The 21,639-nt window shown below is 51.1% G+C and carries 16 protein-coding genes; 14 read left to right on the top strand and 2 right to left on the bottom strand.

The genetic code is table 11. From position 1 onward, the window contains the following. Nucleotides 1-168 precede the first annotated feature (168 nt). From KDM87_RS12790 to ribA, 11 genes are all read left to right on the top strand, one after another. Nucleotides 169-921, top strand: coding sequence for an SDR family NAD(P)-dependent oxidoreductase (locus KDM87_RS12790; RefSeq protein ID WP_212679442.1), 753 nt, complete (start codon nucleotides 169-171; stop codon nucleotides 919-921). Between the two features lie 153 nt (nucleotides 922-1,074). Beyond that, nucleotides 1,075-1,473, top strand: coding sequence for a tol-pal system-associated acyl-CoA thioesterase (gene ybgC / locus KDM87_RS12795; protein WP_212679443.1), 399 nt, complete (start codon nucleotides 1,075-1,077; stop codon nucleotides 1,471-1,473). 92 nt (nucleotides 1,474-1,565) lie between these two features. Next, on the top strand, nucleotides 1,566-2,258 hold the full coding sequence (gene tolQ / locus KDM87_RS12800) for a protein TolQ (protein WP_186885175.1): 693 nt from the start codon (nucleotides 1,566-1,568) through the stop codon (nucleotides 2,256-2,258). A 16-nt stretch (nucleotides 2,259-2,274) separates the two neighbouring features. Next, nucleotides 2,275-2,718: a biopolymer transporter ExbD gene (locus tag KDM87_RS12805; RefSeq protein ID WP_186885176.1), complete on the top strand. Its 444-nt coding sequence runs from the start codon at nucleotides 2,275-2,277 to the stop codon at nucleotides 2,716-2,718. A gap of 6 nt (nucleotides 2,719-2,724) precedes the next feature. Then, complete coding sequence (locus KDM87_RS12810) at nucleotides 2,725-4,644, top strand: autotransporter assembly complex protein TamA (protein WP_212679444.1); 1,920 nt, start codon at nucleotides 2,725-2,727, stop codon at nucleotides 4,642-4,644. 1 nt (nucleotide 4,645) lies between these two features. After that, nucleotides 4,646-8,920: a translocation/assembly module TamB domain-containing protein gene (locus tag KDM87_RS12815; RefSeq protein ID WP_212679445.1), complete on the top strand. Its 4,275-nt coding sequence runs from the start codon at nucleotides 4,646-4,648 to the stop codon at nucleotides 8,918-8,920. 295 nt (nucleotides 8,921-9,215) lie between these two features. Beyond that, a complete protein-coding gene (locus tag KDM87_RS12820; protein WP_212679446.1) occupies nucleotides 9,216-10,814 on the top strand; it encodes a methyl-accepting chemotaxis protein in 1,599 nt (532 codons plus the stop codon). A gap of 123 nt (nucleotides 10,815-10,937) precedes the next feature. Further along, nucleotides 10,938-12,803: a dihydroxy-acid dehydratase gene (gene ilvD / locus KDM87_RS12825; protein WP_212679447.1), complete on the top strand. Its 1,866-nt coding sequence runs from the start codon at nucleotides 10,938-10,940 to the stop codon at nucleotides 12,801-12,803. A gap of 801 nt (nucleotides 12,804-13,604) precedes the next feature. Continuing rightward, nucleotides 13,605-14,636, top strand: coding sequence for a SphA family protein (locus KDM87_RS12830; protein WP_212679448.1), 1,032 nt, complete (start codon nucleotides 13,605-13,607; stop codon nucleotides 14,634-14,636). A gap of 51 nt (nucleotides 14,637-14,687) precedes the next feature. After that, nucleotides 14,688-15,311, top strand: coding sequence for a chalcone isomerase family protein (locus tag KDM87_RS12835; protein WP_212679449.1), 624 nt, complete (start codon nucleotides 14,688-14,690; stop codon nucleotides 15,309-15,311). A gap of 378 nt (nucleotides 15,312-15,689) precedes the next feature. Beyond that, nucleotides 15,690-16,322, top strand: a complete 633-nt coding sequence (gene ribA, locus KDM87_RS12840) for a GTP cyclohydrolase II (RefSeq protein ID WP_212679450.1) — start codon at nucleotides 15,690-15,692, stop codon at nucleotides 16,320-16,322. A 430-nt stretch (nucleotides 16,323-16,752) separates the two neighbouring features. Here the strand turns inward: ribA and KDM87_RS12845 are convergent, their stop codons facing one another. Then, nucleotides 16,753-17,655 carry a LysR family transcriptional regulator gene (locus KDM87_RS12845; RefSeq protein WP_212679451.1) on the bottom strand — a complete coding sequence of 301 codons (903 nt, stop codon included), beginning with the start codon at nucleotides 17,653-17,655 and terminating at the stop codon, nucleotides 16,753-16,755. 96 nt (nucleotides 17,656-17,751) lie between these two features. Between KDM87_RS12845 and KDM87_RS12850 the strand changes: the two genes are divergently transcribed. Continuing rightward, complete coding sequence (locus tag KDM87_RS12850) at nucleotides 17,752-18,717, top strand: MBL fold metallo-hydrolase (protein WP_212679452.1); 966 nt, start codon at nucleotides 17,752-17,754, stop codon at nucleotides 18,715-18,717. A 491-nt stretch (nucleotides 18,718-19,208) separates the two neighbouring features. Here KDM87_RS12850 and KDM87_RS12855 read toward each other — a convergent pair whose 3' ends face one another. After that, entirely contained in the window at nucleotides 19,209-19,709 is a 501-nt protein-coding gene (locus KDM87_RS12855; protein ID WP_212679453.1) for an HPP family protein, read from the bottom strand. Nucleotides 19,710-19,800: 91 nt separating this feature from the next. On the opposite strand from KDM87_RS12855, the gene KDM87_RS12860 reads away from it, so the two are divergent. Together KDM87_RS12860 and KDM87_RS12865 are read left to right on the top strand one after the other, a co-directional pair. Next, a complete protein-coding gene (locus KDM87_RS12860) occupies nucleotides 19,801-20,379 on the top strand; it encodes a TetR/AcrR family transcriptional regulator (RefSeq protein WP_212679454.1) in 579 nt (192 codons plus the stop codon). A 398-nt stretch (nucleotides 20,380-20,777) separates the two neighbouring features. Then, entirely contained in the window at nucleotides 20,778-21,500 is a 723-nt protein-coding gene (locus KDM87_RS12865; RefSeq protein WP_212679455.1) for a substrate-binding periplasmic protein, read from the top strand. Nucleotides 21,501-21,639 lie beyond the last annotated feature (139 nt).

Consider the following 21,639-nt stretch of genomic DNA (forward strand, 5'->3'; position numbering starts at 1 on the left):
ATAACTGCTTTCGTTTTAGTTCCGACCTGTCCGCTCTGACCTGTATCGCAAAAGCCCTTAGAATAGACACCTGACAGATATTTGTTTCCGGCGAGAGCAAACGCGGCAACCAAGGCAAACGCGGCAAACAAGCGCATTTTTTTATTCAACGGCATAAAGGATTTCAGCATGATCGTATTAATTACTGGTGCAAGCTCAGGTTTTGGTGAAGAAATGGCGCGTAAATTTGTACGCGAAGGTCATCAGGTCATCGCCGCCGCCCGTCGGCTGGAACGTTTGGCCGCCCTGCACGCAGAGCTGGGCGATAAATTATTGCCAGTTGCTATGGATGTGACGCAAAAGTCTTCGATTTTGCAAGCGCTGGCAGATTTGCCTGCTGGCTGGAAAACAATCGATGTGCTGATTAATAATGCCGGTCTGGCGTTGGGTACAGAGCCTGCCCATCTGGCGTCGCAGGACGAGTGGGAAACCATGATTGATACCAATACCAAAGGTCTGGTGACGGTAACGCGGGCAATCTTGCCGGACATGGTGGCGCGTAACAGCGGCATGATCATCAATATCGGCTCGATTGCAGGCTCAACGGCATATCCGGGTGGCAATGTATATGGTGCGACAAAAGCCTTTGTCGATCAGTTCACCAAAAATCTGCGGGCGGATATGGCGGGCACTGGTGTGCGTACCACGAATATTGCACCGGGCTTATGTGGTGGTACTGAGTTTTCCAATGTGCGTTTCCGTGGCAACGACGATGCCGCCGCGAAAGTCTATGAAGGCACGGTGCCATTAACGGCGCTTGATATCGCTGAAACGGCTTACTGGATTGCCACTTTGCCAGCGCATGTCAACATTAACTATATCGAAATGATGCCGACCTGCCAGGGGTTCGGGCCGCTGAATATCAAACGTAACGTCGTTTGAGCAGATTTTTGCTGAAATAATACTGGGGGGGAGTATATTTAAAGGCTCTTTGTTTATGCTGACATAAAGGCGAAACAGGCAGATACTCCCCCTATTTATGAAAAACACGTAGTTAAAAAAGCGAAAATCGAAAGCGAAAATCGGCAGCTCATCATGAATAATTTCAACTGGAATGTACGTGTGTATTACGAAGACACGGACGCTGGCGGCATCGTCTTTTATGCGAATTACCTGAAGTTCTTTGAACGTACCCGCACCGAATGGCTGCGCGCCACCGGCATTCATCAGCAGGAAATGACGCAGGCACATCAGGTAATGTTTGTCGTCAAAGCAAGCACAGTCGAGTATCATGCACCCGCCAGACTCGACGATGAACTCCGTATCACCGCCGTGGTCGAAAAGCTCGGTCGGGCATCGCTCGTGTTTGCGCAGGAAGCCTGGTGCGGTGAGCGTCTGCTGGCCAGCGGTAAGATTAAAGTCGGCTGCGTCGGCACGGAGAGCCTGCGGCCGGCAGTTATCCCGGATGTGGTCGTGGAAAAAATTTCTGCCTGATATAGTTGATGTGGCTGGCGTTTGCCAGCCGATCAGAACGTACTTTTTACCTTTTGTTTTTTGTTATTTGTTGTTCTCAACTCTGATTCAATATGAACGTTACTCAAGACCTTTCTTTTTTAAGCCTGATCAGCAATGCCTCTGTACTGGTGAAACTGGTCATGCTGATACTGCTGGGCGTGTCTCTGACCAGCTGGACTTATATCTTCAGCAAAATGTTTGCGATCAAAAAGGCGCGTGCGCAGACTGAAATTTTTGAACGCAATTTCTGGTCTGGCGGCAATCTGGTCGAGCTGTATCAGGATGCCACCAGCAACCGTCGCGGTCGCGATAAAACCGGTTCGATGGAACGTATTTTTGAAGCCGGTATGAGCGAATACCATAAAGTTAAAAACGCCAATAAAGCCTCGCTCGACGCCAGTGCGATGCTCGATGGTGCGCGCCGTGCGATGCGCGCTGCGTATCAGCGCGAAATGGATATGCTGGAAGCGCATTTATCTTTCCTTGCTTCGGTCGGTTCAGTGTCGCCGTACATCGGTTTGTTCGGTACCGTCTGGGGGATTATGAATTCCTTCCGTGGTCTGGCGAACGTGCAGCAGGCAACGCTGGCAGCCGTGGCGCCGGGTATTGCCGAGGCGCTGATTGCGACGGCGATCGGTTTGTTTGCCGCGATTCCGGCGGTACTGGCGTACAACCATTATTCGCACGACATCGATCGTCTGGCGATTCGTTTTGAAACTTTTATTGAAGAGTTCTCCAACATTCTTCAGCGTCAGTCACGCTAATGCAAAGTGAGTCAGCATGAGTTATCTGCGTGGCGAACGTAAACGCAAATTCAAGGCCGAAATTAACGTTGTTCCCTACATCGACGTGATGCTGGTATTGCTGGTGATTTTCATGGTGTGCGCGCCGATGACCAATCCCAGCGTGATCAATTTGCCGACGGCCGGCCAGTCGACGCAGCCGCCGTCAGAATATATCGAAGTCACTTTGCGGCCGAATGAGCTTGCGACCATCAGCGTCAATAGTAAAAACGGCAGCAATGGAAATAATCGCCAGGAAAGCAAAGAAGAGGCGAAAAATCGCCAGCAATTGATGTCGAAATTACGCGAATATCACGAAGCAAAACCCGATCTGTCGGTATTGGTTTCTGCGGATAAAGGCATCATTTATGACGACGTGGTGCAGGTGATTTCTGAAGCCAAAAAACTGGGTATCAACCGCGTCGGGCTGGCAACAAAATAAATCAGCATGATGCCTATTCGCAAATGCCTGGGTTTTTCCGGCTGGCTGTTGTACGCAGCGGCGATACCTGTTTTTGCGCAGGAAAAACCAGTGTTGCCAGCAGCTATACCGCTGGCGCAGACTCAGGCAACACCCGAATCGGAAAGCGCTGCCGATGGTGATGCAGACGTCGTCGTTCGCCGCACCAGCGGACGTTTCCGTCTGCAGGCGGCGAACACTGACTGGGCCAGTCTGTTGCGCGAGCATATCGCTGAATTTTCCGGCAGTAGCGAAGCCCAGAACATCACACCCGGTTTAATCCGTCGCTTACGGCAAGACATCAGCGGTATTCTTGCCACCGAAGGTTATTTCTCACCGCAGATAGAATTTCGTAATCTCGACGACGTCGATACTGCCGCTAATTCAAATTTAAATTCAAATTTAAATTCAAATTCAGCCAATACCAATGTCACCGAAAAAGTGATTGAGGTTGTGGTCGATGCCGGGCAGCGCACTGGCATAGAAAATGTCACGCTGACTTTTCAGGGCGCCTTTGCAGATGCACTTGCGGCGGACGATGCGATCGCAAAGCAGCGGCGTGTAGCTCTGATCGAAGACTGGGGGCTCGGTGTCGGGCAATTTTTCCGTGAGTCTGACTGGCGCGATGCCAAAACACAGTTGACCGAAACACTGCGCTCCGATGTCTATGCCGCTGCGCGGATTACGGATAGTGCAGCGAACGTTGATGCCGATTATCACCGCGCCGATTTGCAGGTCGAAGTCGATAGCGGGCCACCATTTTTTCTGGGCGAATTACGGGTCACCGGTTTGCAGCGCTATCCGCAATGGCTGCTCGATCGCTATCAGCCACCGGTGCGCGGCGAAGCCTATTCACGCAGTCGCTTACTCGAATTTCAGCGCAATTTACAAAACTCGCCTTATTTTGGAACGGTGGCGGTATCGATTGATCCCGATCCTGAAAAAGCCAGCGCAGTACCGGTTGAGGTGAACCTGATCGAGCGCAAAGCGCGTGATCTCAGTTTCGGTGTCGGTTACAGCAGCAATACCGGTTTTCGCGGTGAGATCGCTTATCGCGACCGCGACATTCTTGAAAAAGCATGGGATCTGCGCAGCGCGATACGGATAGAGCAAAAGCGTCAGCTTGGCTACGCTGATATTTATTTACCGCCGCACGACAATAAACTCGATTCGTTCGGTGTGATCGTGGACAGGCAGGACGTTTCCGGTGTGAAGTCCTTACGCAATGCCGTCGGGATCAAACGCACGAATACCCACGGCCATATCGAACAAAGGCTGGCGCTGAAACTGATACGCGAACGAAAAGAGGTTGAGGGTGAAGATGATTCCGTCAGCAAGGCGCTGGTTGCCAGCGTAGGCTGGACCTGGCGTGATGTCGATAATGCGTTTGCGCCGCGTCGCGGCGAGATTTATCAGTTCGATCTGGATGTATCCGAAAAAGCCTTGTTGTCGGATCAGCGTTTCATCCGTAGTTACGGTAAATATCAGCGCTGGATACCGGTTGGGCGCACCGATAGCATTATTCTGCGCGCCGAAGCCGGGCAGGTTTTTTCTCCGAAAAATGAGGGCATTCCGGAGGATTATTTATTCCGTACCGGCGGCAGTTCAACGGTGCGCGGATATGCTTACCAAAGTCTGGGTGTTCAGCATCCGAGCGCCGTCACCGGTGGGCGTGTGATGGGTGTTGCCAGCGCAGAATATGTGCACTGGCTCAACAGCACCTGGGGTGTCGCCAGTTTTGTTGATGCCGGTGATGCCGCCGACAGTTGGAAGGATTTCAGTTTGCGTAAATCGCTGGGTGTCGGTGGCCGTTATAACACGCCGGCAGGGCCGATTGCGCTTGATCTTGCTTATGGTTTGCAAACCAGAAAAGCGCGTCTGGATTTTTCAATCGCGATCGCGTTCTGATATGACCTACATCGAAAAAAACGCGGCACCAGCCAATCCTGAACAGACGACTGCAAGCATTCCGCCTGCAGGTCGGCGGCGCTCCTGGCTATTTCATTTGGTGTGCGCGCTGGGTCTGTTGTTACTGTGCTGCGGACTGTTGCTGACCTGGGTTGTTAAAACCGAGAGTGGCAGCCGGAGTTTATTTGCTCTGCTTGATTATGTGAGTCTGGGGAGTCTTAAAGCAAACGGCATCCGTGGCAGTATCGGCGGCGACATTCAGATTGATGAGTTATTGCTGAAAACGCCGACGCTGGAAATCAAAGCCAGCGGCGTGCAGTTAAGCTGGCATCCTGCTGCTTTGTGGCATAAGCAAGTGTTGGTTGATCGTTTGCAGGCCAGTTCTTTGCTGGTCGCGACAGCATCCAGCAACACGCCCGCAAGTTTGCCCACAGATCTGGGGTTGCCATTTGCATTGCAGGCGCGAGAGCTGGCGCTGGGACGGCTGGTGGTGGCCGATATTCTCGCAGGTGGTAAACAAAAAGAAGTCGTGACCCTGACCGCGCTGAAGGGTTCATTAGAATTCGTCGCGCAGCAGTATCGTGCCCAACTGGCGTTGAGCTCGCCGTGGGGAAGTGCCAGCGTGACATCCGCAACGATGGCGAGCCAGCGCCCGTTCGCCCTCAAGGGCAATGCGCTGTTACAGGGACAAGTCAGAGCCGATGTGCCGCCAGTCGCGGCGCAGTTGCAGGTTGCTGGCAGCCTGCAGGAACTGCAACTGGCTTTGCAGGCGCAATTGCAGGAAAAATCCGGCGCGCCAGCGCTTGCGGCCGATGCCGATAAAAAAGCAGCAACGAATAAAAAAACGCCACACCTGAACGGTACGGCCAATGCCCTGATCGCACCATTTGAAGCGCAGATCTTCAAAAGCGCCCATGTCGATATTCAACATTTCAATCCGGCAGCCTGGGCCAGTGCTGCACCGGAGGCTGACCTGCGGCTGCTGGCAGATCTGCGGCCAAAATCAATCGGGAAAGCACCGCAAACAGCACCACAGAATACCGGGAAAAATATTACGAAAAGTACTGCAAAAAATGGGCTTCAGCCAGCTTCTTCCAGCGATGTTGTAGGCGAGATTTCTGTCACGAATGCTGCGTCCGGCTCGCTCAACAAAAATGCGATACCTATCCGTTCTGCCAGCTCCAGCCTGAATTGGCAAGCGACGCATCTGAATTTAAGTAATCTGGTGGTGCAAGTCGAAAGTACAGGGCAGCTCCGTGGTGATGTCAGCCTTGATCTGCAAGGTGCTGCGACCCGGGCGCAAGCCCAACTGAGCCTGACGAACATTGATCTGAAGCAGATCGATCAGCGCTTGCACAGCACACGCATTAATGGCAGCGCCAAAGTGCAGACTGCGGCAAATCAGACCATCCTGACGCAGGCACAACTGATAGATGGTAAAGCAAGGCTCAATACCGAACTCAGCTACGATCTGAATAAAGTAGTGCTGAGCCTGAGCAAATTTGAATTACAGGCAGAAGACTCGCGGCTGGAAGCGAAGGGCGAGATCAGCTTCAGCGGTAATCAGGTATTTCATTTCAAAGGCAATCTTAGTAATTTTGATCCGGCTCGATGGATGGCAACTCCGGGCGGACGCTTGCAGGCGGACTTCAGCACCGATGGACAATTACAGCCACGCTTGCAATTGCAGGCGAAGTTGCCGGCCTTGCAGGGGCAATACGCGGGGCAGCCGGTACAGGGAAATGTTGATCTGCTGTGGCGTCAGGATCAGCAATTGACATTGCGGAAGATGGATCTGCGCTGGGGCAAAAATGTGCTGAAAGGGCAGGGTGCCTGGGGGGCTGTGGGTGACGTGCTGACGCTGAATCTCGATGCGCCGGAATTATCTGAATTGAATACGTTGTTCAGCAGCGGATCGTTGGCATTCGGCGGCAAATTGAAAGCCGATTTGCAGTTACAGGGACGTTTCAATGATCTTGCGGGGAACATGACGACGGAGGCGGAGCAATTCAGTTTTTCGCAAAATAATAAAACCTATACCGTTGGCAAATTATCCGGCAAGCTCAGCCTGAGTAAAGGGCTGGATGGTCAGATTGACGGCGACATCAGTGCGCGGCAACTGGGTGGCGATTTTCCTGTGTTGAATGATGCCGATCTGTCTGGTGTCGTACAGAAAGAAAAAATACGGCAACTGCATGTGCAACTCAAAGGTAAAAAAGCGGCGCATACCTTGGAGACGGAAGTTGTATTCAGCAGCAAACAGCAATTGAATCTGGCGGCGGATGGCGCACTCAGTGCCGGTGCCAAAAATGATCTGAGCCATTGGGAATGGAAAGGGCAATTGCAGTCGCTGGCGCTGACGGGAAAACCGGATTTGCGTTTAGTGAGCCCCGCCAGTTTGCAGATCACACCAGATTCATTACGGCTCGGCAGTCTGCAATTACAAAGTGAGCTGGCCCGGCTGACACTCGACCAGTTTGAATGGTTACCCGGCACGCTGACAACCAAGGGCAGCCTGAGCGATGTGCGTTTGCTGGATGTGATCAACCTGTTTCGTCCGCAATACACGGTCACCGGAAATCTGAAACTGAATGCCAAATGGGATGTGCAACTGAAAGACAGTGTGCGCGGTGATATCCGTATCGAGCGGCAAAGCGGCGATTTGCGTTTCAATGATCCGGATGGTACCGGCACCCCTGTGCCTCTTGGTATACGTAATGTGTTGATGCAATTACGCATGGGCGGTCTGGTTGCCGGTACTGACGGCGAACGCATGCAACTGACCGCGACGGCGGATGGTGCCCGTCTGGGACAATGGCAGGTGAACGCCGATTCTTTCCTGAGTAAGCAGGATGGACGATGGATGATCTTGCCCGGCGCCGGATTAAACGGGCGTGTGAAGGCCGTGATCCCTGATCTTGAATGGCTGGGGCCATCAATTAATCCGGGGCTGGTGCTGAAAGGAAAATTAAGTCTGGACAGCGCTCTGGCGGGAACGATAGGCAAGCCACGTTATCGCGCAGATGTCAGCGGGCGTGATCTGGAACTTGCGTTTGCCTCTGAGGGTTTGTTACTGCCAAACGGTTTATTGGAAGCGCATGTCGAAGACAATCATTTGACGCTCAGTCAATTGCAGTTTTCCAATACCGTAACGATGTTACCGCCGCATGCGCAGTTTAAAGGTGTGGACATGCTGGGCAAACGCGGCGAATTCAATGCCAGCGGCGAGATTGATATCGGTAAAGAAACCGGATCGATACAGGCGCAATGGCAGCAATTTCCTATGTTGCAAAGAAAAGATCGCTGGCTGGTGGTGTCAGGGCAGGCCAGTATCAATGAATCGAAAAATATCTGGAGTCTGACCGGAAAAGTGATGGCGGATGGCGCGTATTTCAAATTGCCTAAAATGCCGCCACCAAGTTTATCCAGCGACGTTCATGTCACACGAAAAACGGATAAACGTGAAACCAGAACGGCAGACGCAGCGCCAGTCAAAAAAGGCTTGAAAACCCGCGTCGATGTTAGCTTTGATATGGGACCCCGTTTTGTTTTTGTCGGTCGCGGACTTGATACCGGGCTGGCCGGTAGTTTACGTATGCGCTCGATTGACGGCAGTCCGTTGCAGGCGACTGGCACGATCAATACGGTACGAGGTGTGTACGAAGGTTATGGACAACAGCTTGCGATTGAACGCGGCATCCTGAATTTTCAGGGGCCGCCAGCGAACCCCGGGCTGAATATCCGCGCCTTGCGTCAAGGGCTGGCGGTGGAGGCTGGCGTTGAAGTGGTGGGCAGTGTCGCTGCTCCGCAAGTTCGTCTGGTGTCGGAGCCAGCCGTGCCAGATGCGGAGAAATTATCGTGGCTGGTATTGGGACGTGGTTCTGATCAGTTAGCCGGTGGCGATGCATCTTTACTGATGTCGGCCGCAACCGCAATCTTTGGTGGCGATGGCAGCCGGAATATTCCGCGCGATATCGTGCAGGGGCTGGGCTTTGATGAATTTTCGATTGGTGCTGCCGGGCAGAATTCGTCGTCACACGTTCCGGTACAAACAGTGGCAGGCGCTACCGGCACCAGCAGTTCTTCCGGCAGTGATAAGGTCGTCAGCGTTGGAAAACGACTGATGCCCGGACTGGTGCTTTCTGTGGAGCGTGGTCTTGGTGATGCCAGCGGTGCGATTCGTCTGAGCTGGCAATTAACCCGCCGCATCACGGTGATCGGGCGCGCAGGCAATGAGTCGGCAGTGGATGTGACTTACACTTTTTCTTTTAATTAGACTCGGCGCATCGCCGCGCCAGCATTGGGGCGGTTGCTGGTTTCATGCGCCGAACATCTTCCCTTCCAGCATATCGCCTATATCAGATCAGGTTTTTTGACCAGTGCCAATCTTGATCCAGATCTAGTAATTTCTAATAATTAATAGATGACATTCGAGCGCTGTTGTAAATTGTTCAGAGCAAACAGCGTTACAGCATAAGCTTGCGAATGATCAATGGTGGCCAATTTACGCAATGCCATGATGGCGGGCTATTTTTTCCGTCTTCCAGTTTATTGCGTTTAAAGGTTTGCTTATGTCTGACAATGTTGCGGCTATTGGTAAAGAGTATGTCTTGCAGGATCATGAAACCATCGTTTCTAAAACAGACATCAAAGGCCGGATTACCTATGTGAGTGATGATTTTGTCCGCATCAGCGGATTTTCTGCCGAAGAATTAATCGGTGCTCCGCATAATATTGTTCGCCATCCCGATATGCCTCCCGCCGCTTTTGCCGATTTATGGGCGACGGTTAAAAGTGGGCGCGCCTGGTCCGGGCTGGTCAAAAATCGTTGTAAAAACGGTGATTATTACTGGGTTGAAGCGACGGCTGCGCCATTGATGCACAACGGTCAGATCGTCGGCTTTACTTCAATACGGGTGAAGCCGGATCGCGAACAGGTTCGCGCGGCAGAAGCTGCCTATGCGGCGATAAGTAATGGTGATAAATCGGTACGTATCATTGATGGCGCCGTCGTTCCGGTTCCTTTGTTTAAAGGGGCGGCTTATTTCTCCGGCCTCAGCGTATGTGCTTTGCTGAATTTGTATGCGATCGCGATGCTGGTTTTACTGAGCGTGATCACTGTTCTGAGTCTGGGGCCGGATTTTACCGGTACGGATTATGTGATCGCTGGTTTAAGTTTGTCGGCAGGTGTGGCGACTTTGCTGGTATTGCAGCGTCTGCGACGGCAAGTGGTGCAGCCTTTGCTGATGTTGGATGAGTGCATACAGACGATGACATCCGGTGATTTATCCGTCACTATCCGCGCCGGTGGCGCAAATGAAGTCGGACGCGTGACGCAGTCATTACGCGTATTACAAACGAATATCAAATTGCTGATCGGACAGATCAAGCAAACCACCGAGCATGTCCGCAATGGTGCCAGCCAGGTGGCGGCTGGTAACGCCGATTTGTCGTCGCGCACCGAAACGCAGGCAAGTTCGCTGGAAGAAACTGCATCGTCGATGGAAGAGCTGACGTCCACCGTCAGACAAAACGCTGACAATTCAACACAAGCCAGTCACATCGTGATGTCTGCGGCGCAAGTGGCGGAAAAGGGCGGTGTTGCGGTGGCGAATGTGGTCAACACGATGGGCGCGATTAAACAAAGTTCGGGCAAAATTGCGGACATCATTAGCGTGATTGACGGCATCGCGTTTCAGACAAATATTCTGGCATTAAATGCAGCTGTCGAAGCTGCCCGTGCAGGTGAGCAAGGGCGCGGCTTTGCCGTGGTTGCGAATGAAGTGCGGCAGCTGGCACATCGCAGCGCTGACGCTGCGAAAGAAATCAAAGACCTGATACAGGATTCGGAGGCTCAGATAGAGCAAGGCGCTCGTTTGGTGGATGAAGCCGGGCATACGATGGAAGAAATCGTCAGCAGCGTAAAGCGTGCCGCCGACATCATGCATGAAATTACCAGCGCGAGTCAGGAACAGAGTGCCGGGATTCATCAGATTAATGATGCGGTAACGCAGATGGACGATATGACGCAGAAAAATGCGGCACTTGTCGAGCAGGCGGCCGCATCTGCTGACGGCTTAAAAGGACAATCGCTGACCTTAATTTCGCTGGTGAATTCATTTAAACTGGTCAAGACAGTCCGGCACCGGGATGCCGCATGTATCAACTGACATTGAGTATTACCGGTACATTAATATATTTAAAGTATGAATATAAATAAAATTTGATATTTGACATATATAAAGTTGAAGTGCACTCTCGCTGTTCCACATCTGATTCTGCAGGAGAAAGCTATGCCGCAATACCGTTCACGCACTACCACACATGGCCGCAATATGGCGGGTGCCCGCGCACTCTGGCGCGCCACCGGCATGAAAGACGGTGATTTCGATAAACCTATCATCGCCGTCGTCAATTCATTTACGCAGTTCGTGCCTGGGCATGTGCATCTGAAAGATCTGGGGCAACTGGTTGCGCGTGAAATTGAAGCGGCTGGCGGTGTCGCCAAAGAATTCAATACGATTGCCGTGGATGACGGTATTGCGATGGGCCACGGCGGTATGCTGTATTCATTGCCTTCGCGTGATCTGATTGCCGATTCCGTCGAATACATGGTGAACGCGCACTGTGCCGATGCGATGGTCTGTATTTCGAATTGCGACAAAATCACGCCTGGTATGCTGATGGCAGCAATGCGCATCAATATTCCTGTGGTGTTTATTTCCGGCGGTCCGATGGAAGCGGGCAAAGTGCTGAAGGTGGTGGATGGCGCGAAAAAAGTGATCAAGCTTGATCTGATCGACGCCATGATCAAAGCTGGTGACAGCTCGGTCAGTGATGCGGATGTGGCCGAGATCGAACGTTCGGCGTGTCCGACTTGCGGTTCCTGTTCTGGCATGTTCACCGCGAATTCGATGAACTGCCTGACCGAAGCGCTGGGTCTGGCCTTGCCGGGCAATGGCACTATCGTTGCAACGCATTCGGATCGCAAAGAATTATTTTTACAAGCTGGCCGCCTGATCGTCGATCTGGCAAAACGCTATTACGAGCAGGATGATGCGTCGGTTTTACCGCGCAGCATCGCCTCAAAAGCCGCATTTGAAAACGCGATGGCACTCGATGTATCGATGGGCGGTTCCACCAATACTGTATTGCATTTGCTGGCGGCGGCAAATGAGGCTGGTGTGGCATTCACTATGGCAGACATCGACCGCATTTCACGCAAAGTGCCTTGCCTGTGCAAAGTGGCACCGATGACAGATAAATTCCACATCGAAGACGTGCATCGTGCCGGTGGCATCATCAGCATTCTGGGTGAGTTGGCGCGTGCCGGTTTGCTTGATACGTCGTTGCCGACGATACACAGCAAAACCATGGGCGACGCGATTGCGAAATACGATATCGCCGTCAGCAAGGACGCAGCCGTTCAGCAATTGTTCCGCGCTGCGCCCGGTGGCGTGCCAACACAGGTCGCGTTTTCACAATCGGAACGTTTCGATCAGAACGATACCGACCGCAGTGCGGGTTGTATCCGCGATAAAGCGCATGCCTATTCGCAAGATGGTGGCCTCGCCGTGTTGTACGGCAATCTGGCGGAAAAAGGGTGCATCGTCAAAACGGCAGGTGTCGATGAAAGTATTTTGAAATTCACCGGTAAAGCGCGTGTCTTTGAAAGTCAGGATGCCGCTGTTGAAGCGATCCTCGGCGATACCGTGCATGAAGGTGATGTCGTCGTGATTCGTTACGAAGGACCGAAAGGCGGCCCTGGTATGCAGGAAATGCTGTATCCGACCTCGTACATCAAATCCAAAGGTCTGGGCAAGGCCTGCGCCTTGTTTACCGATGGTCGTTTCTCTGGCGGTTCGTCTGGTCTGGTGATTGGTCATGCCTCACCGGAAGCCGCAGAAGGCGGCACGATAGGTCTGGTCGAAGAGGGCGATATCATCGAGATCAATATTCCTGAACGCACCATCCATCTGCGTGTCAGCGATGCCGATCTTGCTGCCCGTCGCAGTGCGATGGAAGCGCGTGGCGATGCGGCATGGTTGCCAGTCAATCGTGATCGCTATGTCTCGCAGGCATTGCAGGCATACGCGGCATTGGCAACGTCGGCAGATCGCGGTGCGGTGCGTGATTTGTCGCAGTTAAAGCGCAAATAAGCTGAAACAGACATTCGCCAGACATCTGGCGGCGGGTCTGAGTTTGGCCAGAATTTGGCCTGAGTCTGGTCTGATATGAGCCGGAAAATCAACAGGGTGATAGCGTCAGCTACACCCTGTTTTTTATTCCGGATAAGGCTTGTATTCGTTGATGACGACGAAACAAAAAAAGGCCATCATCGTGTGTCTGTCTTTCTCTCTGTTTATTCCGGGTTTGGATAGGCATCATTGACCACGCACCATCGTTGTAAATTTTCCTCAGATGGCTTCAGGCATAGGCGATTAGAAGAATCGCCCCAAATGTATTAAAAAATGTTAATCGATAACAAGCTGGAAACAGAGTCAATTCTCTCTGCTCTATGAAGCAGCAGATAAACCGCAGGTTTCTTTGTCTGATCGACATTATGCAGAAGATAACGCAATGTCTACATCTGATATTTCTTTGATAAATCAAGCTGCTACGGCAGTTTGCGCGTTCACGCTATCATTCGTCTCAGGCAGCACGCCTGTTTGTCGGAACTATTTTTTTACATCACTTGCATCCGCTTTTCTTTTGACGAAAAGCATGAACGAATAATCGCGGCCTCCCGCGATTGCACCAACTTCTGCAATTGAGCCGATCTGCATCGGCGACCTGATTTGCGCCCGCATTGTCGTGCCGTCAGGTTCGGTTCACCGAAATAGTTTTTCTGCATGTCGTGTTTGGTATTCCCATAATAAATTCCGAGCGATCGTGATGACTGACTTCAGACCAATCTGAGGCAGCGCATTGGTGATCGGTCGTCATCATCAGGAGAAAAAATGAAATTTCCTCAGTCCACTATGCGCCGTGTTGTGCTCAGTACCGTCTTGTTTGGTGCGTCAGGCTTTGCTTCGTTTGCGCAGGCAGCAGAAAACAATGAAGTGGCCGTGCCTATGGGTTTCTGGAATCTGGATTCGGCCATTCTGCCTTTGTCCGGCACTTACGGCCAAGTGTTGCTGGCGAACTATCGCGCCGACAGCGTGAAAGGCAGCGACGGCAATGACATCGCTTTCCATAAAAATATCAGCGGCATTCCGGTGACCGTGAATGGCACAGTCAATGCAAAAATCAAAGTTGATGGCATTATTCCCAAGCTCAATTACATCAGCGAAGAAGCAATACTCGGCGGCCGTTACGGTGGCTACATTGCGATTCCTTTGTTGAAAAAATCACGCGACGTCGTGGTGTCGGTCACAACCCCGTTGCCGACAGCGCTTCAGCAAAAAATCGGTGCGCAGGCATCCGCTGCGGCCAGCGGCAGCACCAGCGGTCTGGGTGATATCGAACTCGCTGGTTTTATTGGCTGGAAATATGAAAGCCTGTCGATAGTCGCAGCGATGAATGTTGATTTGCCTACCGGTTCCTTTGACAGAAACAGCCAGGTGAATCTGGGCATGAATTCATATTCATTCCGTCCGTTGGTATCAGCGGCATGGTCAACTGAATCCGGCTTTGATTTTGCCGCATCGCTGGCCTACAACATCAGTACCGCGAATCGCGATACCGATTACAAATCTGGTCAGTATCTGCATCTTGAATATGTCGGCAGCTACCAGTTTTCCAATAACGTCAAAGCAGGTTTGCACGGTTATTACCTGAAGCAGACAACCTACGATAAAGATCCGAACGGCACCAGTGCGCTGCCACTGATTAATGGCAATAAAGCACGTGCAGCGTCGCTGGGGCCGGTGATCAGCTATCAGACCGATGATCTGAAAACACAGGTCGAATTCAAGTATCTGAAAGAGTTTTCAGCACGCTCACGTCCGCAGGGCGATTTGTTTCTGCTGACGCTGAGCCGGATGTTCTGATCGGCAGTTGTAGCAATGGATAACAATTAAAAAAAATCTGAGGAGATACGCATGAAGGCAGTAAAGCACACAAGGCAGATGAGGCACATTATGCAGATCGCACGCATGATGTGCATCGTTGTCGGTCTGGCTGGCAGTTTATCGCCAGCACAGGCGGCCAACGAACCAGTGTCGCAAGTTCTGGAAGAGTCGGTACAGATCGACGGCCAGCGTTTAAATCTGAATGGCAGCGGCACGCATATCATCAAGCGCGTTAAAATTTTCAACATCGGTCTGTACACCACTAAACCGAGAAATAACACGCCTGATCTGCTGGCGTCGCCCGGCCCGGTGCGTCTGAAACTGGTGATGGTGAAAGAGGTCGATAGTGAATTGATGAGCCGGCGTTTTCTCGCCGACATCCGTTCCAGCACCACCAAAGAAGAACGCAATCAACTGGTTTATCAACTGATGGCGCTTGGTGAAGGTTTTGCCAGAATGGGTGATTGGAAAGTCGGCGATGTGATGACGATAGATTGGAGCCAGGGCAAGGGCACCGTGTTTCGCTCAAACAACCGGCAAATCGGCGAAACGCTGAAAGACGATCTGACCATGCACGCGATTCTGAAAATCTGGTTAGGCGATAACGTCGCCGATAACAAACTGAAACGCTTATTGCTGGGCGATAAAGAGTAAAAAATAACAGATACAAAAAACACTGGCAGTCCGGTCATCATGACAAGGTTGCCACTATCAGGGATGCATGACGATGATTTGTTCGTTGCGCATTCCTGATTTTTTTTGCCATGTGCCGACAGCTCTGCACAACTTGTATTTTTCCACATCATCCCTATTTATTTGAGCAAGCAAAGAACGTCGCTAACGAGAGCCATATCGGGTATGTCGGACGTATCCGCCTCTGGTCGTTTATACTCTTGGTCTTCGCTGTATCGGCTGTATTTAATTTCTCAACTGATCGGCAGACGCATTTACCGCAACAGGATAAGCGCAATAGACGGCTATTGCGTTGCCCCGCAAGACGGGAATCCACTCAACAGAATTCGCGAGCACTGTATGTCAAGCAACAATCCGCCTGTAGAACAAGAAAAGCTGGCGCTGGAATACGTCGATTCCTGCAACTTACCGACAACCTGGGCAAACTTCCGCATGCATGCGTTTGTTGAACCCGCCACGGGCAAAGAACACATTGCCCTGACGCTGGGCGATGTCGCCGATGGCAAGCCAGTGCTGGCGCGTATCCATTCCGAATGTCTGACCGGTGACGCCTTGTTCAGCCTGCGCTGTGATTGCGGCCCGCAACTCGAAATGGCGCTCAAAAAAATTGCCGACGAAGGCCGTGGCGCTTTGCTGTATCTGCGTCAGGAAGGGCGTGGCATCGGCTTGCTGAATAAAGTTCGCGCTTATCATCTGCAGGACGATGGCGCCGATACCGTCGAGGCCAATCAGCGCCTGGGCTTTGCTGCTGATCTGCGCAATTACAGCCTCGTTGAACCGATGCTGCAACATCTCGGCATCCATTCCCTGCGCCTGATGACGAACAACCCGCGCAAATTGTCTGCGATGGAAGGATTAAAAGTCACGATCACCGAACACGTGCCACTGATCATCGAACGCAACCCCTACAACGACCGCTACCTGAACACCAAGGTCAGCAAACTCGGCCACATGTTGTCACCGGAACTTTGAACAGCCGGATAAAAAAAACAGCAGCTAAGACAGACACTAAAAAGCAGCTGAAAAGCGCAACTGATTTGCGCTGATTTCACGCTTGCCGACATCGCATTCTTCGTATTCTTCAAAAGCGGAACCACAAAAGGTTCCGCTTTTTTTTGCCTGTAACGCTAGTCATACGCAAAAATGGCTTTTGGAGCAAAAAATATACTCCCGGGGGGTATATTTAAAAGCCCTTTGTTTCTAAGGAGATGAAGGCGTTTTTGCCATATACTCCCCTGAAAGTGCTTGATTAACCGACTTTTTCGTATTGCTGCACCGCGTACCGCTTCGCGCGCAGGCGATGCGTTTGCGTGCAAAAAAAATCAAAGACAACCATTGACTCGAACTGCCCAGATAACGTGAAGATCAACTTATCGGTGGCAGTTAATTGCTGTACAGAGAATTACCCGATGTTGATGCCTATCTGATCGCGTAACCAGCGATGAGCGGGATCGTTATCACTGCGTGGATGCCAGGCAATTGACAGGTCGAATTTGCCTGCTTCAATCGGCAGATCAATAATATCCAGGCGATCGGCATGTGCCTTAAGAAAGTCTTCTGGCATAGTGCAGACGAAATCAGTACTGGCAATGATCGTTGGCACCAGACTGTACTGCGGTACTGATGCTACGACTTCGCGCTGTAAGCCATGCGTTTTCAGCAGCTCGTCCATAAAACCGCTAAAGCCCCCTTCGTTGGACACAATGACATGACGCATGGCGCAGTATTGCTCCAGCGTGAGTTCGCCAATACCCCGGGGATGTCCTTTACGTTGTCCCAGCTTGTGAGCGCCACTCGTCATCTGTCTGGTCCGTAGGGATTCCGGCACAAAACGACTGGCGCAGGCCAGCAAGTCAATTTCTCCGCGCTCCATCTGGGCAACAATGCGATCAAGGTCATGCGGCACGACAGCCAGCCTCAAGCCTCGGCCACCATTACTGTCAAGCTGTCTGATCACAGCCATCATCACGGTGGTTGTGCAATTATCGTTTCCAGCAATGCGAAAAGTGTGTTTGCTGTTTTTCGGGTCAAACGAGGGTACTGCACTGATCGCCTGTCCGAGTGCCTCGAGCGCGCTGCGTAGTGGTTGTTGCAGATCTGATGCTCTGGGCGTAGGAATCATGCCGCGCCCATTTTCTGCGGTCATCAGTAGCGGGTCGCCAAACAGATCTCGCAAGCGCGCGAGTTGGGCCGACATGGCCGGTTGACTCAGGTGTAACCGGTTGGCGGCACGTGTCACGTTTTTCTCTTCCAGCAGCATGTCTAACGACACCAGCAGCGGCAAATCAGGGCCTCTTATATCCATGAAATTTATACCTTGTATATCAATGATCGATTTTATGTATGCATTGTAAATTGGTTTAATGCGTGTCTGTTTAACTTCACAGATGAAAGATACTCCATGAAATTATTACCCTTTATTGCTGCCTTATCCGCAGCGCTTTCTTTGCAAGCATCGTTTGCTTATGCAGAAGCGCCAATGTCCACAACGGCGGCCTCTGGCGTTTATCGCATGCAACTCGGCGAATTCGAGGTTTCAACCTTGTCGGATGGCACTGTAACTATTCCCATCGACAAACTGCTCACCAATATCAAGCCAGCCGTTCTCGCAGAGTCGCTCAAACAAGCAGATCTGGCACCGATGATGGAAACGTCGATCAATACGTTTTTGATCAATACAGGCAGCAAACTGATTCTGGTTGACACAGGTGCCGGTGACTCGTTCAAGACACCCATAGTGGCAAAAGCAGGGCGTCTTCAGCAGAGCCTGAAAAACGCTGGCTATAAGGCCGAGCAGGTCGACATAGTCTTGCTGACGCACATACATGGAGATCATTCGGGAGGTTTGTCGCTCGATGGCCAACGTCTGTTTCCTAATGCAGACATCTTTGTCGACGAACACGATGCCAAGTTCTGGCTGGATCGATCTAACGAGGCAAACGCAGCGCCCGGTCAGCGGCACGGGTTCGCAGAGGCAGAAGCGATGCTCGGCCCCTATGTAAAGGCAGGACGTCTGAAAACATTTAATGGTGCAACGCAAATCACAAATGGTGTCCGTTCACGCCCAGCGTACGGACATACTCCGGGGCACAGTTACTATGAAGTCGAGAGCGGTGGGCAAAAACTGTTGCTGATCGGAGATATGATCCATGCCACTGCGACGCAAATGTCTCATCCGGAAACGACCATTGTGTTCGACGTAGACGCCATGAAAGCAAGGCAGCAGCGCACATCTTTTCTATCTGAAGTTGTGAAACAAGGGTATTGGATAGGCGCAGCACATATTTCTTTCCCTGGCCTGGGGCATATCCATTATGCCGGCAAGGGCTCTTACCGCTGGCAGCCAGCTAACTACAGTGCATGGTGAAGATCAAGAGGCACGCAATGAATAACTGATTAAAGCGATTTCCTCTGGAAGTAATTCAGATAAACGCGCGAAATGGCGATATATCTGAATTACTTCTGGTCGCTATAGAATTGGTTTGCGGGGCACAAAAAGCGAAAGCAACACCGAATAAAATCGGGTGACTCTGCTACGTTTACTGATCCTACTCAGGCCGACATCGCATTTCCAAAAGAGGAACCGCGACAGGTTCCGTTTTCTTATGCATGTAATGCCAGTTATACTCAAAAATGGCTTGTGGAGCAAAAAATATACTCCCGGGAGTATATTTTAAAGCCCTTTGTTTCTAAGGAGATGAAGGCGTTTTTGCCATATACTCCCCTTAAAAAGCCTGTTTCAGAGATAAATCGCTGTCAGCGGAAGTACTTTCCAGTCACCCTCGGAATACGTATGCAACGCTCTCTACCCGGATTTCTTTCAGGCCTCAGCAGGCATTGCGCCATTTAACACCCAGCTCAGAGCCAATACTTCGGGTAACTGCGGGGGTTGTGCAGGTTATTGACAATCCATGCCGTCAGCACGATCACGAGCGTGCCAGCCAATACTGGCGAAAGCAGATAGCTGACAGGTGCATGTGCGACGATGACGATAAGTGGGTCAGCTCCGGCTGGTGCGTGAACCGTGCGGGTAATCTGCATCGCAGCTAAGGCAAGACCAACCCCGATTGCGCAAGCGAGCCAGCCATCTCCCAATACTGCCAAAACAAATAGCCCAACGGCTGTGGCGACCAAGTGCCCACCCACGATGGCGCGTGGCTGCGCCAAAGGAGAATCAGGCAAACCAAATGCCAACACACAACTTGCCCCGAAAGGAGCCATCAGCCAAGGAATGCCAGACAGCATGCTCAGCCAGCCTGTGATCGCAATTGCCGTCATGGCTCCAAACGAAGACAGCAGGACAAATTTCATTGAAGGTGCAGGAGGTGCGCCGGAACTTAGTAGTTTGGAAATAGACATAGATAATCCTTTCAAGGAAGGGTGCAATAAAAAAGGGTTTCATGTAGTATACCGATCAGTATCTCAAAGTCAACCGATCGGTATACTATTTATGACCACATCCAAAGATATCGTTGCTACCTCACTCAAACTGTTCTATCGCCAGGGCTTCCATGCGACTGGGGTTGACCTGCTGAGCCGCGAGGCAGACGTCACCAAAAAAACACTTTATCGCCACTATCCGAGCAAAGATGCTCTGATTGATGCTGCCCTGGCTTTACGTCACACACAATTCATGTCGAAAATGCGCGCGCTCGTAGACTCGGTTGCAACTGAGCTGCGTCCTCTCGCCTACATCGACTTTATCGCCAGTTGGGTGCAAGAAGATGATTTTTACGGGTGTGCATTTATCAATGCCGTAGCTGAATTTGCGTGTCCGGATGCGCCTCCACATCAACAGGCAGCGAAGCATAAACAGGAGATACAGGCTTACTTGAAAGACCTCTGCATTGCATGCAGGATATCGCAGCCAGAACTTATCTCTGAGCAACTATTTGTGCTCGGTGAAGGGATGATCGTTGCAAGCCAGGTACAAGGCTATGACGCATCCCGGGTGAATGCCGCACGGACGATGGCTCGTCATGCCTGGCTCTTTGCTGTGGGAGGCTCAACTCCCAGCTTAAATCCGTAGTGCCAAGCAAGCGTAGGGGGCGTCAAACCGCCAAATCAGGCGTTGGTGATTCTGATGAAATAGTGAAGTCTGATTAAAAACTCCGCATACCGCGAACGCTCAGAAAAACTACACATGTCGGCAATAAATGTGAAAAGTAGTGCTCAGAGAATTTTGTACCGATAGACTTGGTTCAGCGGAATAGCGAACAGAGAAAATGTGTGTTGAATGATATTTGCAAAGACACATTGTTTCTGTTTTTTGTTACTGCCAGCTTGTGTTTGTTCTTGCTTGTTGTGCTTGTGATTACGCTTTAAATGGATGTGACGGCTATTGTTTTTCGAAGTGGAGATGCGGTTTCAGAACGTACTTTTATAAATTTTCTATAGGAGAGAACACGCAAGTGTTCTGTAAAAATCATGAATTTTTCATTTCGCTCTGTCATTTTGTTTGGCACTTTGGTTTCTGGTTTCGCCCATGCAAATGACAATATCACGGTCAGTTTTAATGAGCGTCCTCCGTATTTAACGCAAGGTACCGATGGTGCGGCATCTGGCTTAATCGGTACTGCCGCCAGCGAAGCATTCAAGGCCGCCGGACTTGAAGTCACATGGAGTAAAGTTCCCCCTAATCGTCAATTGATCGTGGTGAAAGAAGGCGGCAACAATTGTGCGATAGGCTGGTTTAAGACACCAGAGCGTACGCAATTTGCAAAATTCACCAATCCTATTTATCGCGACAAACCGACCATCATTCTGGCCAACCCGAAGTTTGAGGCCAAGGATGGCAGCAAGCTGTCTGATTTGCTCACTGCAAAAGGCGTGCGCGTTTTAGTCAAAGAAAATTTTTCTTATGGTGGTTTCATCGACGGCAAGCTGGAGTCACTCAAACCCACTTTAGTTAAATCCAATGGCACGCCCACCCAAATGCTGCAGTTAATCCATGCGAATACTGCCGATTTCATGTTTGCGTCGGAAGAAGAATCAAAATATCTGATAGAACAATCAGGCGTTGCCAGCAACAGTGTGAAGCAATTGAAAGCCGCTGATATGCCAAATGGCGAATTTCGCTACATTATGTGTAGCAATCAGGTGCCGGATAGCGTGATTAGTCGTCTCAACAAGGCAATCAAGTTTAAATAAGCATGCATAGACAGTGATCAGTCAGCCGGATTTTGAACAGTTTGCGCCAGTGTCTTTGTAAACATCAGTGTGTACGTCAGCAAGTCGAGTGTAGCGCTGCTCACCCTGATGGCCACCTTGGTCTTATCCATATTTGCTG

This window comes from Cognatundibacterium rivi (assembly GCF_018139565.1).
Taxonomy (GTDB): Bacteria; Pseudomonadota; Gammaproteobacteria; order Burkholderiales; family Burkholderiaceae_D; genus Undibacterium; species Undibacterium rivi.